Source organism: Pseudomonas sp. AO-1 (genome assembly GCF_019775695.1).
Lineage (GTDB): Bacteria > Pseudomonadota > Gammaproteobacteria > Pseudomonadales > Pseudomonadaceae > Aquipseudomonas > Aquipseudomonas parakoreensis.
Genome location: NZ_CP079947.1, coordinates 4784161 through 4796395 on the forward strand (window position 1 = coordinate 4784161; position 12235 = coordinate 4796395).

The 12235-nt window shown below is 57.9% G+C and carries 13 protein-coding genes and 1 pseudogene; 4 read left to right on the forward strand and 10 right to left on the reverse strand.

All coding sequences use genetic code 11. The annotated features are described in order from the left end of the window. Positions 1 to 49 precede the first annotated feature (49 nt). Positions 50 to 712 (reverse strand): hypothetical protein, encoded by a 663-nt coding sequence (locus tag KVQ82_RS21710; RefSeq protein WP_108182054.1) that lies wholly within the window; start codon positions 710 to 712, stop codon positions 50 to 52. Between the two features lie 260 nt (positions 713 to 972). Here KVQ82_RS21710 and KVQ82_RS21715 point away from each other — a divergent pair, with 260 nt between their 5' ends. From KVQ82_RS21715 to KVQ82_RS21725, 3 genes and pseudogenes are all read left to right on the forward strand, one after another. Then, the gene (locus KVQ82_RS21715; RefSeq protein ID WP_260687703.1) at positions 973 to 1302 is read left to right on the forward strand and encodes a hypothetical protein; all 330 of its coding nucleotides are present in this window, start codon (positions 973 to 975) and stop codon (positions 1300 to 1302) included. 342 nt (positions 1303 to 1644) lie between these two features. Then, positions 1645 to 4563 carry a hypothetical protein gene (locus KVQ82_RS21720; RefSeq protein ID WP_222015784.1) on the forward strand — a complete coding sequence of 973 codons (2919 nt, stop codon included), beginning with the start codon at positions 1645 to 1647 and terminating at the stop codon, positions 4561 to 4563. Positions 4564 to 4626: 63 nt separating this feature from the next. After that, positions 4627 to 4957, forward strand: a pseudogene (locus KVQ82_RS21725) (hypothetical protein). Positions 4958 to 5255: 298 nt separating this feature from the next. On the opposite strand, the gene KVQ82_RS21730 reads toward KVQ82_RS21725, so the two are convergent. Beyond that, positions 5256 to 5582, reverse strand: a complete 327-nt coding sequence (locus KVQ82_RS21730) for a hypothetical protein (RefSeq protein ID WP_222015787.1) — start codon at positions 5580 to 5582, stop codon at positions 5256 to 5258. 594 nt (positions 5583 to 6176) lie between these two features. Between KVQ82_RS21730 and KVQ82_RS21735 the strand changes: the two genes are divergently transcribed. After that, a complete protein-coding gene (locus KVQ82_RS21735) occupies positions 6177 to 6536 on the forward strand; it encodes a hypothetical protein (protein ID WP_222015789.1) in 360 nt (119 codons plus the stop codon). Positions 6537 to 6778: 242 nt separating this feature from the next. Here the strand turns inward: KVQ82_RS21735 and flhB are convergent, their stop codons facing one another. Genes flhB through fliL form a run of 8 tightly spaced genes read right to left on the reverse strand, consistent with a single transcriptional unit; the run spans position 6779 to position 12184 of the window. Then, the gene (gene flhB / locus KVQ82_RS21740) at positions 6779 to 7918 is read right to left on the reverse strand and encodes a flagellar biosynthesis protein FlhB (RefSeq protein WP_222015790.1); all 1140 of its coding nucleotides are present in this window, start codon (positions 7916 to 7918) and stop codon (positions 6779 to 6781) included. 3 nt (positions 7919 to 7921) lie between these two features. After that, complete coding sequence (gene fliR, locus KVQ82_RS21745) at positions 7922 to 8707, reverse strand: flagellar biosynthetic protein FliR (protein ID WP_041072973.1); 786 nt, start codon at positions 8705 to 8707, stop codon at positions 7922 to 7924. A 3-nt stretch (positions 8708 to 8710) separates the two neighbouring features. After that, positions 8711 to 8980 (reverse strand): flagellar biosynthesis protein FliQ, encoded by a 270-nt coding sequence (gene fliQ, locus KVQ82_RS21750; protein ID WP_041072975.1) that lies wholly within the window; start codon positions 8978 to 8980, stop codon positions 8711 to 8713. Continuing rightward, entirely contained in the window at positions 8977 to 9735 is a 759-nt protein-coding gene (gene fliP / locus KVQ82_RS21755; protein WP_041072977.1) for a flagellar type III secretion system pore protein FliP, read from the reverse strand. Before fliP ends, fliQ begins: the two co-directional genes overlap by 4 nt. Next, positions 9735 to 10187, reverse strand: coding sequence for a flagellar biosynthetic protein FliO (gene fliO, locus KVQ82_RS21760; protein ID WP_095139378.1), 453 nt, complete (start codon positions 10185 to 10187; stop codon positions 9735 to 9737). Before fliO ends, fliP begins: the two co-directional genes overlap by 1 nt. After that, positions 10188 to 10649: a flagellar motor switch protein FliN gene (fliN, locus tag KVQ82_RS21765; RefSeq protein ID WP_164747895.1), complete on the reverse strand. Its 462-nt coding sequence runs from the start codon at positions 10647 to 10649 to the stop codon at positions 10188 to 10190. Positions 10650 to 10702: 53 nt separating this feature from the next. Next, positions 10703 to 11671, reverse strand: coding sequence for a flagellar motor switch protein FliM (gene fliM, locus KVQ82_RS21770; protein WP_003222890.1), 969 nt, complete (start codon positions 11669 to 11671; stop codon positions 10703 to 10705). Positions 11672 to 11680: 9 nt separating this feature from the next. Next, entirely contained in the window at positions 11681 to 12184 is a 504-nt protein-coding gene (gene fliL / locus KVQ82_RS21775) for a flagellar basal body-associated protein FliL (protein WP_007966247.1), read from the reverse strand. Positions 12185 to 12235: the final 51 nt, after the last annotated feature.

Sequence of the window (12235 nt, forward strand, 5' to 3'; positions counted from 1 at the left end):
GACTATCACCCTTAGCGCAGGTGAACAAAAATCAGAAAAAACCGCGCACTCACGGATATCCGGCAGTCAAAATTTGCGCTGGATTAATCGCACCAAGACGCAAATCGCGGCCCACCAGGTAGCGCGTACCCTTACGGATCGGACTCCCTCCCACGTCGACAAACGCCTCCTCAGAATAGCCTAAGGTCACGATTTCCTCAGGCTGATGAAAAGGATCTTCGGGGTATGCCTTCAACACAATCAGTGCCCAGACAAAGTAAATGTCCGGCACATCCTGCGGCTCGATCTCCCCCTCGACCTCCCATCGAAAGTCCTGCCCACCCGTGACCTGTAACTGATCATCAACCATGTGAAATTGTGGTTTGTGATAACGCATCTGCAGGGCAGTGCCATTGCTCCCCCATGTATCGGAGTAGTTATTGGGCGAAGAGAAAACCCTGACCAACTCTTCAACGGTGCCAATGTTGCCAGCGGCACTATTGAATCGGTTGTAGAGACTATGGTGGGCTACCCCGTCCAACCTTGGCTTGATCGCATTGATATACGAATCGAGATAGCCCGGCACATACGCATTGCTCATGTGCACGAAATGCGTGAAGTCCAACATCGCCTTAAAAGTGAACGTGCAAGCGATATGATCAGACTCTTTCGCCACCGCCCCGGAAACGAACTCGAACCTCATTCCTTCAAGCTTTCTGTAGTTCTCTGGCATGACCTTCTCCTTGGCGAATGTTAAGACAGGTCAGAAGGCGACTTGCCCGGGAAACCTGCCAAGGAACATGGGATAGCTGAATGCCCTTTGTGTCCACTGTCAGAACTAACAGGTAGAGGCCTTTTTCAGACAGGCGGAAGGTCGCAGTCTTTTGATTTATCAGGAATCGCGTCGCAATGAACACAGATTGGGGGTATCACACAGCCCCCCTGTGGGAGCGGCCTTGCTCGCGAAGAGGCCATCTGCGACACCACAGAATCATGAGCAGCACCTTTAAACGCTGGCGTTTAAAAGACACCTCCAGACACGCATTGTGGGCTACACCTCCTTGCGCCATTGCCTACAGCTACGCCAGAATCCGCCGGCTTGTGCGCCTTGGGGGCGGGTTCGCGGTAACCGCCGACTTCAAAAACGAAGAACTGCTGGCCGATGCCTGCGAAACACTCGCCTCAGCCAGAACCATCGCCAATGACTTCGCCCACCTGATACCGGCGTCGCAGCGCAGGACGCTATTGGGCATTGCGCAACTGATCATGCTCGGCGAACTGGCGGTGAATCGGGTGATGAATAATCTGGAGTTGCCGCAGTAACACGGTTCGGTGACAAGCCTTGAATGAGGCGTTGCGGCTGCTGACGTCTTCGCGGGCAAGCCCGCTCCCACAGGTTCGGCGTGTAGGCACAGGTTTGTGATCGACCCCAACCCCTGTGGGAGCGAGCTTGCTCGCGAAGGCGGCCTCACAGCCGATACATGTCTCCAGGCATAAAAAAACCGCCACCTCATTTAACCCGGCTGCGGTTTGTCGCCTCTTTCCCTCAGCCCACATGACCACTTGTCGGAAACCCGCCGGCACCTGTCAGATCTGACAGGTGCCCAATTCCTCCAACGCGCGCTCAATAACTCCGTCACCCAGCCCCCGACCGGAGTTCGCCAGATGTCCAGCCAGCAAACCCCTCAAGCCCTCAGACCTCTGTATTTTCCGGCCCAAGTCACCCTCAACCCCGCCGAACACTATTACGCAGGCCTTCCCATCAGAGCCGTGGAAGGCGATCTGCAAGGCATCATCCCCCCTTGGCTGACCATGTCCATTGGCGATTATGCCGAAGTGTTTTGGGGCAATGACAGTGCAGCGGTTTGGAGCAAGCACATCGAGAACAACGCCGAGCTCAACAAGGATGTAGCTTTCACCATTGCCAGGGCCCACGTGTTTGAGGGGGATGCCACGCCAGTTTTCTACCGGATCACGCGCAAGAACCAGACCCCGGAGGACTCGGCCCCCATCCAGACCTTGCTGGTCAAACTCACGCGGCCCGGCGAGTACGATGACATTCCGGGCGATGACGGCCATTCCGATCTCAAGTTCTCCCTCTCCCATGACGAGGTCGATGAGACCCTGCCGCCCGGCGGGGTGACGATGCACATCGTGCCCTACCGCAACCTCACCCGATACGACCGCATTCTCGCCCGCTGGGGCAGCCAGCAACTGGTACATGTCGTTACGCCCCAGCAGGCCCAGGACCCGATCGGCAACCCGATCGACGTCGTTTTCAGTCGCGCCGTTATCGAGGCGGCCGGAGACGGAGCGCGCGTGGCGGTGGCTTATCAGGTCATTGATCGCTGCGGCAATTACCCGGACGAGCGTGCGCCGTGGTCGGCGACACATCACCTGTTGGTGGACCTCGGCGGCAATCGGCTGGACGAACCGCAGGTGCTGGTCAACGGCACTCCAACCGTCAGCATCGACCTCGATCAGCTCGGGGATGACGATGTGAACGCCCGCGTGTATATCACCAAGGATGATTTTGCGGTGGGCGACAAGGTGCTCCTGACCTGGATCGGTACCCCGGCGCAAGGGTCGCAAATCATCGTTGGGCCGCTGGAAAAAGAGGTGTTGTACGTGCCCTTCCAGCTCGATTTCACCATCCCCAACGCCGCCGTCAAAGCCATCGCCAAAGGCGCAGCCTCGGTCGGCTATGTGCGCCGTCGCAACGGTGAAAGCGACCGCCCTTCGAAAAATCTCAGTGTCACGGTAATTGGCGACATCAGTCAGTTGGTCGCCCCTACCGTCGACGAAGCACCGGGCGGGACGTTGCCACCGGAGACCCCTTGGGCAACCGTCAACATTCCCTGGTATTCCGGTCGCAACAGCAGTGACCTGATCAACCTGATCTGGTGGGCCCGGACGCCCGGCAACGACACCGTTTTTTACGAAGATCCCCGTCCGGTCGGCAACGTGGCGGACAATCATCCCGTCCTGCGCAGCGTGAGCAATGCCGAAATCCAGCGCTTCAACGGCCTGAACGTCAAGGTCTATTACATCGTCACCAACAGCGAAACGGGGCTGTTGAGCGTCCGCGATTCGCTGCCGTTCATGATGCAGGTCGGTGTGGCCTTGCCGACGTTCGACCGGCCGGAAGTCGAGGGCGCAGATGCCAACGACGTGCTCGACCCGGACAACGTGCCACCCACTGGCGCCACGCTGGTGGTGCCGTACCTCGGCACCCAGGACAAGGATCGCGTGAACTACCGTTGGCGCGGCTCCGCCAGCGGCGGCAGCATCAATGATCATGTCGACCTGATCCCCGCCACCGCCGGCCGGCCGGTACGCATCACCGTGGATAAAAAATACGTGACCGCCAACCTCAACGGCACGGTGGTCGCGGATTACAGTATTCATCGCGGCAGCGTGCCGCTGGGGCAATCCCGGGAATTGACATTGCGCATCGGCACGGCGCTGACGGAGCTGCCGCCACCGTTTCTTGTAGCACCGGCCATCGATCCGATTTATGTCCTGGCCTACCCGGAAGGAGTGACGGTACGCATTGAATTTCTTGAAGCATTGAGCGGCGACCGGGCAAGCCTGGAGGAGGTCAATCCACCGCCGGGTTGGCCGCCGTTCCCGTTGGTCGAATTCAACAGCAACAAACGGGTGAACACGGTGTTGAGCCCGGCGTTTCTTGCGGCGCGGCAAGGCAAGGTGATGGGCCTTCGTTGGAGTTTGAATCGCAATGACAGCCAAGCTGGCAAATCACCCATTCTGCCCCTGAACGTAATGAAGATAACCGATGAAGATCCACGCTTACCAACACCGAACATCGCAGGCAACACAAGTACGGAATTGAACATTCAAGACCTCACTACAGATTCGCGGATTCTCGCGGAAAGATGGCCATTGTTCGCACCAGGACAGCCGATCTGGGTAACCTGTACAGGCTTTGACAAGAACGGCGATCCGATAACCAACGACGTCAGGTCGGGAGAGCCCAATGATTCGCCGGATGGATTGTCCCTGGCGGCTCCGATTGAGTGGTTAAAAGAACTGAAGAACGGAACGAAGCTGACGATCATCGTGAAAGTAAATCTTGACGGAATAGCCTGTCAGATCACTGCGGCAATCTGCCCACCACGAATCTATAGCCTTAGAGGCACCCAAAGAGATGAGAATTTTGATGCTGTCCTCCCTCAACTTATAGGACCGTTGAAAACTTTAGATACTGGTGCGATAAGCATTATTAATCAAAGCTCAACAGGGTCACTAAAAATCGTCGAATTTAATAGAGGGAGCGCTTCAGGGCTGATAGAGGGGAACGTATTAATTAACGAGAGCACTGTAACCAGATTCAGGATAACCCTAAAAGCCCCCGCCAAAAAATTAAGCTTTTACTATACTGACGTTCAAGCCGCCCTTGGAAAAATCCTATTCTATGGACCAGACGGATATATAGGCGAAAGATCACTAATCAGCAGCACAGGCATTTCACAGTTAATTTTTTCTGCACCGAACATCAATTACATCGAATTTCATAACGGAGGCGAAGAACAAGTAATTTTTGATAACTTTACGTTTGATTAACCCCATAAGCGCCTCAATTGGGGCGCTTATTTCCAGCAACATTAACAGCTGCTTTTTTTTAGAATGCCTCACCCAACGCAGGCACCAATTTCCCTCGATTCAAAAAACTCCACGAAGAGCCGGCCGCGTCCTCTAACACTACCTCTGCCCGCCCGGTGCCACGCACATTCAACGTAAAACCCACTTGATCTACGCCGTGACCGCCGACTTCAAAAACGAAGAACTGTTGGCCGATGCCTGCGAAACACTCGCCTCAGCCAGAACCATCGCCAATGACTTCGCCCACCTCATACCCGCGTCGCAGCGCAGAACGCTGCTGGGCATCGCGCAATTGATCATGCTGGGGGAGCTGGCGGTGAATCGGGCGCTGGATAATCTGGAGTTGGCAGGCTAAGAAGGCAGGCAAGAACCTGTGGCGAGGGAGCTTGCTCCCGCTCGACGGCGCAGCAGTCGTAAACCCTGAATTCGCGCTATTTCTAAAAGATCGAAGTCTCAGGTTTTGGGTCTGCTACGCAGCCCAGCGGGAGCAAGCTCCCTCACCACAATGACAGCGACAGGCGCCGAAATATCATTGGGTCAGACATAAAAAAACCGCCGCCTCGTCAAACCGGGGCGGCGTTTTTTATCGGTAGGTTCAGGAATCGCGGCGCAGATTCGATGAAATCGGAAAGATTTTTAAAACACCAGACTACTTAGTAACTGATACTTTTCACTTCCATTGACCCCTCGCTCACAAGTTCAAACTCAACGCTCGCACCCGGTGCGATGTTAATAATGCCCCTATGCGCCTCAGGAACGATAAGCTCGTATTTCTTTTTCTCATTTGTAGATTTAATTTCATAGTCCAGACTACGTAGTTCGGCGTACTCAGCCTCAAACTCGTACTTGGTAAACCACTTGGAAAGAGTGGAATTTTCGGGAAGAGAGTCGACTGGACTGCCCGCCTTATTGGGTTCTTCGTCCGCCACAATGGTGATCTTACCCGTAGTTTTGTCATAGCTGTCGAATTTGCCTTTCATTGTCTTTCTCCCTGTTGTCACAGAAGTGTGCGCATCGAATGTGCAGCGCCACCCAGCAAGCAAACCGCAAATGCACTTGTTCCACACCTGTAAAACCTGACAGGTACGACATGTTTCCAGACGAAAGGTAAATATTGGAATCACGCCGTTAACCCGGCGCAGTCAGCAAATCGTCCGCGAGGTCCTTTCAGCGAAAAACCAGGCACTCAGTGACATTTGCTCGCTCAGCTGCCCTTTAAACTTCGGTGTTTAAAAGACACCTTCAGACACGCCTTGCGGCTACATATCCTTGCGCCATTGCCTACAGCTACGCCAGAATCCGCCGGCTTGTGCGCCTTGGGGGCGGGTTCTATTGTGGATCGGTCGCTGACGAATCAGCGATCGGGTTTAGCGATCCGATACCTTACAGACGCTCAATCCCCAGTCTCAATTGCAGGTTTGTCTATCTGCACTTGGCGTCATGGTGGCTGTGCGCGGGAGACCTTCGGGTCTACCCGGGGTTTCTGTGACCCGGATCGCTAACCTGCGTACAGCCGCCACCTTTACTTGTTTAGCGATGAGCCGTGGCGGCCAAATCAACCACGGAGCTTCACCATGATCAAACCAACACCCAACCCGCCCGAAACCGACCCCACCTCCCCCTACGAATCCCTCGATTCGAAAAAGCTCCACGATGCCGCCGACCGCGCGCTCGACCATTACCTCTGTGCGCCCGGATCCACCCCATCGCCGCGCAGAACCCGCAGGATGTACGCCGTGACCGCCGACTTCAAAAACGAAGAACTGCTGGCCGACGCCTGCGAGACACTCGCCTCAGCCAGAACCATCGCCAATGACTTCGCCCACCTGATACCGGCGTCGCAGCGCAGGACGCTGCTGGGCATCGCGCAATTGATCATGCTCGGCGAACTGGCGGTGAATCGGGCGCTGGATAATCTGGAGTTGGCAGGCTAAGCAGGCAAGAACCTGTGGCGAGGGGATTCATCCCCGATCGGCTGCGCAGCAGTCGTAGATCCTGAGCTCGCGGTATTCCTGAAAGATCGCAGTGACAGGTTTTAGGGCCGCTGCGCAGCCCATCGGGGATGAATCCCCTCACCACAATGACGGCGACAGGCGCCGAAATATCATTGGGTCGGGCATAAAAAAACCGCCGCCTCGTCAAACCGGGGCGGCGGTTTTTTTGATCACGGCAAACGTCAGGAATCGCGGCGCAAATCCGGCGGGATCGGCAAATCGTCCTTGAGTGGATCCGGGCGCTTGCCCTTGCCGGCGCGGTACTGGCGGATCTGGTAGACGTAGGCCAGCACCTGGGCGACAGCCAGGTACAGGCCGCCGGGGATTTCCTGCTCAAGTTCGGTGGAGTAGTAGATCGAGCGTGCCAGCCCCGGCGATTCGAGGAGCATGACGTTGTTGGCGACGGCGATTTCGCGGATCTTCAGCGCGAGGAAATCGCTACCCTTGGCCAGCAGCACTGGCGCGCCACCCTTCTCCGAATCGTACTTGAGCGCCACGGCGTAGTGGGTCGGGTTGGTGATGACCACGTCGGCGTCGGGAATCGCCGCCATCATCCGCCGCTGCGACATCTCGCGCTGGGTCTGGCGGATGCGCTGTTTGACCTCTGGCCGGCCTTCCTGATCCTTGTGCTCGTCGCGCACTTCCTGCTTGGTCATCAGCAGTTTCTTGTGGCTTTCCCAGAGCTGCACCGGCACGTCGACCGCCGCGATGATGATCAGCCCGCAGGCCAGCCACAGTGAACTCCAGCCCACCAGCGTCACGCTGTGAATGATTGCCTGCTCAAGCGGTTCATGGGCGATCCGCAGGAAGTCATCGATATCGGCCGACAACACCATCAGTGCCACGAACAGCGTGATGATGAACTTGGCCAGCGCCTTGACCAGTTCGATCACGGCCTTCATCGAGAACATGCGCTTGAGGCCCGCACCCGGATTCATCCGGCTGAATTTCGGCGCCATGGAGCCGGCGGCGAACAGCCAGCCGCCGAGGGAGATCGGCCCGATCAATGCGGCCAGCAACAAAGTAATCATGACCGGCTGGATCGCAACCAGGGCGATCTTGCCCGAGACCAGCAGGAAGGTGCCCATGGATTTCTCGTCCATGATCACTTCCCGCGAAAGGTTGAAATTGAGGCGCATCAGGTCCATCAATTCCTGCGCCAGCATGCCGCCAAAGATCAGCAGGCCACCAGCGCCGGCGAGCATCACCGCCAGGGTGTTGAGCTCTTTGGAGCGGGCAATCTCACCCTTCTCACGGGAGTCCTTTTTGCGTTTCTCCGTGGGGTCTTCTGTTTTGTCCTGACCGCTTTCGCTCTCAGCCATGCCTCAGCGCGCCCGTGCCAGTTCGCGTAGCAACTGCAGGGCTTCTGAGGCCAGCGGTTGATACTGATTGAGGATGTCCGCCAGACCGACCCAGACAATGAACAGGCCGAGCACCAGGGTCAGCGGAAAGCCGATGGAGAAAATGTTCAGTTGCGGCGCGGCGCGGGTCATCACGCCGAACGCAATGTTGACCACCAGCAGCGCCGTGACCGCCGGCAACACCAGCAACAACGCCGCCCCGAGCACCCAGCCGAGTTTGCCGGCCAACTCCCAGTACTGCGCCGTCATCAAGCCGCCGCCGACCGGCAGCGTGGTGAAGCTCTCGGTGAGCACTTCGAAGACCACCAGATGGCCGTTCATCGACAGGAACAACAACGTCACCAGCATGGTGAAGAACTGGCCGATGACCGCCACCGAGACGCCGTTGGCCGGGTCGACCATCGAGGCGAAGCCCATACCCATCTGGATCGCGACAATCTGCCCGGCCACGGCAAACGCCTGGAAAAACAGTTGCAGGGAAAACCCCAGCACCGCGCCGACCAGAATCTGCTCGGCAATCAGCAACCAGCCACTGAGCGCCAGCGGACTGACCTCCGGCATCGGCGGCAGCCCCGGGGCAATGCACACGGTAATGGCCACGGCGAAATACAACCGCACGCGGCGTGACACCAGGGTGGTGCCGAACACTGGCATGACCATCAGCATCGAGGCAACACGAAACAGTGGCAACATGAACGACGCCACCCAGGTACTGATCTGGGTGTCGGTCAGCTGAAGCAACGATTGCATGGTTCAGCCGATGACCATCGGGATGTTTTTGTAGAGCTGGATGATGTATTCCATGAACGTCTGCACGATCCATGGACCACCCACAATCAGCGTCACCAGCATCACCAACAGACGCGGCAGGAAACTCAGGGTCTGTTCGTTGATCTGCGTCGCGGCCTGAAACATCGCCACCAACAAGCCGACCAACAGACTCGGCACCACCAGAATCGCGACCATCAAGGTGGTCAGCCACAGCGCTTCACGAAAGATATCGACCGCAACTTCCGGCGTCATGGCGAGACACCTCCGAAGCTACTGGCCAGAGTGCCGATGATCAGCGCCCAGCCATCCACCAGCACGAACAGCATGATCTTGAACGGCAGCGAAATGATCAGCGGCGAGAGCATCATCATACCCATCGCCATCAGCACGCTCGCCACTACCAGGTCGATGATCAGAAACGGGATGAAGATCATGAAACCGATCTGGAAGGCGGTCTTCAGCTCGGAAGTGACGAACGCCGGCACCAGAATGGTCAGCGGCGCCTGATCCGGGGTGGCGATGTCGGTGCGCTTGGACAGACGCATGAACAGCTCCAGATCGCTGGTGCGGGTCTGGGCGAGCATGAAGTCCTTGATCGGTACCTGAGCCTTTTCCACCGCTTGCTGCGCGGTGAGCTTTTCCGCCAGGTACGGCTGCAGCGCATCGTTGTTCACTCGGTCGAACACCGGGGCCATGATAAACATGGTGAGGAACAGCGCCATGCCGGTGAGAATCTGGTTCGACGGCGTCTGCTGCAGACCGAGGGCCTGACGCAAGATCGAGAAGACGATGATGATCCGGGTAAAACTGGTCATCAGAATCACGGCCGCCGGAATGAAGCTCAGCGCCGTCATGATCAGCAGGATCTGCAGGCTGACCGAGTATTCCTGCGCGCCGTCGGCATTGGTGCCCAGCGTGATCGCCGGGATCGACAACGGATCGGCGGCGAATGCCAGTGGCGCGGCCAGCATCAGGGCCAGCGTCAAGACGATGCGGAGCGCAGCCATTACTTCTTATCCTTCTGATCCTTGCCGAGAATCTTCAGCAGATGCTGGGCAAATTCCGGGGTCGCTTTTTCGCTACTGCTCGGCACTTGCACCGGTTCTTTGAGCACGTGCAGCGCGGTGATGGTGCCAGGGCTGAGGCCCAACAGAATTTGCTCGTTGCCGACCTGCACCAGCATCAACCGGTCACGCGGACCGAGCGCGCGCGAGCCGATCAGTTCGATCACCTGGCCCTTGCCCGCTGGCCCGGCCTGCTGCACCCGGCGCAGTAGCCAGGCGAGGAAGAAGATCAACCCCAGCACCAGCAACAGACCGAACACCAGTTGCGTCAGTTGCCCGGCCACGCCGCTGTTGACCATCGGCGCGGTGGCAGCGGGCACGGTGGTCGCCGTCGACGGCTCGGCGGCCAGCACGCTCAATGGCAGTGCCAGCAAAGCCCAGAGAAACCGTTTCACTCAGCGCAGCTTCTTGATGCGTTCGCTTGGGCTGATCACGTCGGTCAGGCGGATGCCGAACTTCTCGTTGACCACCACCACTTCGCCGTGCGCGATCAGGGTGCCGTTGACCAGTACGTCCAGCGGCTCGCCGGCCAGACGATCGAGCTCGATCACCGAACCCTGGTTCAGTTGCAGCAGGTTGCGGATGTTGATGTCGGTGCTGCCCACTTCCATCGAGATCGACACCGGGATGTCGAGGATCACGTCGAGGTTCGGGCCATCCAGCGTCACTGGATCGTTGTTCTTCGGCACGCTGCCGAACTCTTCCATCGGCAGACGGTTGGAGCTTGCCGCGCCAGCGTCGGCCGCCAGCAGCGCATCGATGTCAGCCTGGCTGCCATCACCGGTCTCTTCCAGAGCCGCAGCCCATTCATCGGCCAGTGCCTGATCGTCCTGGGCGTTCATTTCGTCGTTCATCATTTGTCCTCGGCGGGCAACAATTCAGTTAAATGCGTGGGGGTGAGAGCGGCGCTTCAGCGCCGCTCGATCGGCTCGATCACCTGCAACGCGAGGTTGCCTTTGTGCGAGCCCATCTTGACCTTGAAGGCCGGTACGCCGTTGGCGCGCATGATCATGTCTTCCGGCATTTCGACCGGGATCACATCCCCCGGCTGCATGTGCAGGATGTCGCGCAGCTTCAACTGACGGCGGGCCACGGTGGCGCCGATCGGCACGTCGACATCGAGCACGTCCTGACGCAGGGCGTTGACCCAACGCTCGTCCTGATCGTCGAGGTCCGACTGGAAACCGGCGTCGAGCATTTCGCGTACCGGCTCGATCATCGAGTACGGCATGGTCACGTGCAGGTCACCGCCACCGCCGTCGAGTTCGATGTGGAAAGTGGAGACCACAATCGCTTCGCTCGGGCCGACGATGTTGGCCATGGCCGGGTTCACTTCCGAGTTGATGTACTCGAAATTGACTTCCATGATCGCCTGCCAGGCCTCCTTCAGATCGACGAAGGCCTGCTCCAGCACCATGCGCACCACACGCAGTTCGGTCGGGGTGAATTCACGCCCTTCGATCTTGGCGTGACGGCCGTCGCCGCCAAAGAAATTGTCCACCAGCTTGAACACCAGTTTGGCGTCGAGGATGAACAGTGCGGTACCACGCAACGGTTTGATCTTGACCAGGTTGAGGCTGGTCGGCACGTACAGCGAGTGCACGTATTCGCCAAACTTCATCACCTGTACGCCACCGACGGCAACGTCGGCCGAGCGGCGCAGCATGTTGAACATGCTGATGCGGGTGTAACGGGCAAAACGCTCGTTGATCATTTCCAGGGTCGGCATGCGTCCACGGACGATGCGATCCTGGCTGGTCAGGTCGTAGCTTTTGACACTGCCGGGTTCGGCAGCGTTATCGGTCTGTACCAGACCATCGTCGACGCCATGCAACAGCGCGTCGATTTCATCCTGGGACAGCAGATCCTGCACGGCCATGTCGTGTTCCTACTGCAGTACGAAATTAGTGAAAAGCAACTGTTCGATCACCACTTTGCCCAGCTCTTTCTGCGCCACTTCCTGGACGCTGGCTGTGGCCTTCTGGCGCAGCATCTCCTGGCCGACCGGGGTCGCCAGTGTGGCGAAATCCTGACCGGAGAAGAGCATCACCAGGTTGTTGCGGATCACCGGCATGTGCACTTTGAGCGCCTCCAGATCGGCCTGATTACGCGCCAGCATGGTGATGCTCACCTGCATGTAGCGCTGACGGCCGTTCTGGTTGTAGTTGGCGACAAACGCCGGCGCCATCGGCTCGAAAATCGCCGGTTGCTTGCCGACCGGAGTAGCCTCGGCCGCTGCGGCAGGCTTGCTCTGAGCGCTGTGCATGAAGTACCAGGTCGCGCCCACGGAAACACCGATCGCCAGCAGCAGAGCCACCACGATCAGGATGATCATCTTGAGTTTGCCTTTGGTCGCGGGGTCTTTTACAGCTGCTGCTTCGCTCTTCGCCATGCCAATAATCCGTCACTAATCGGGTTTTCACAGTCGCACGGCAAGGCAAGA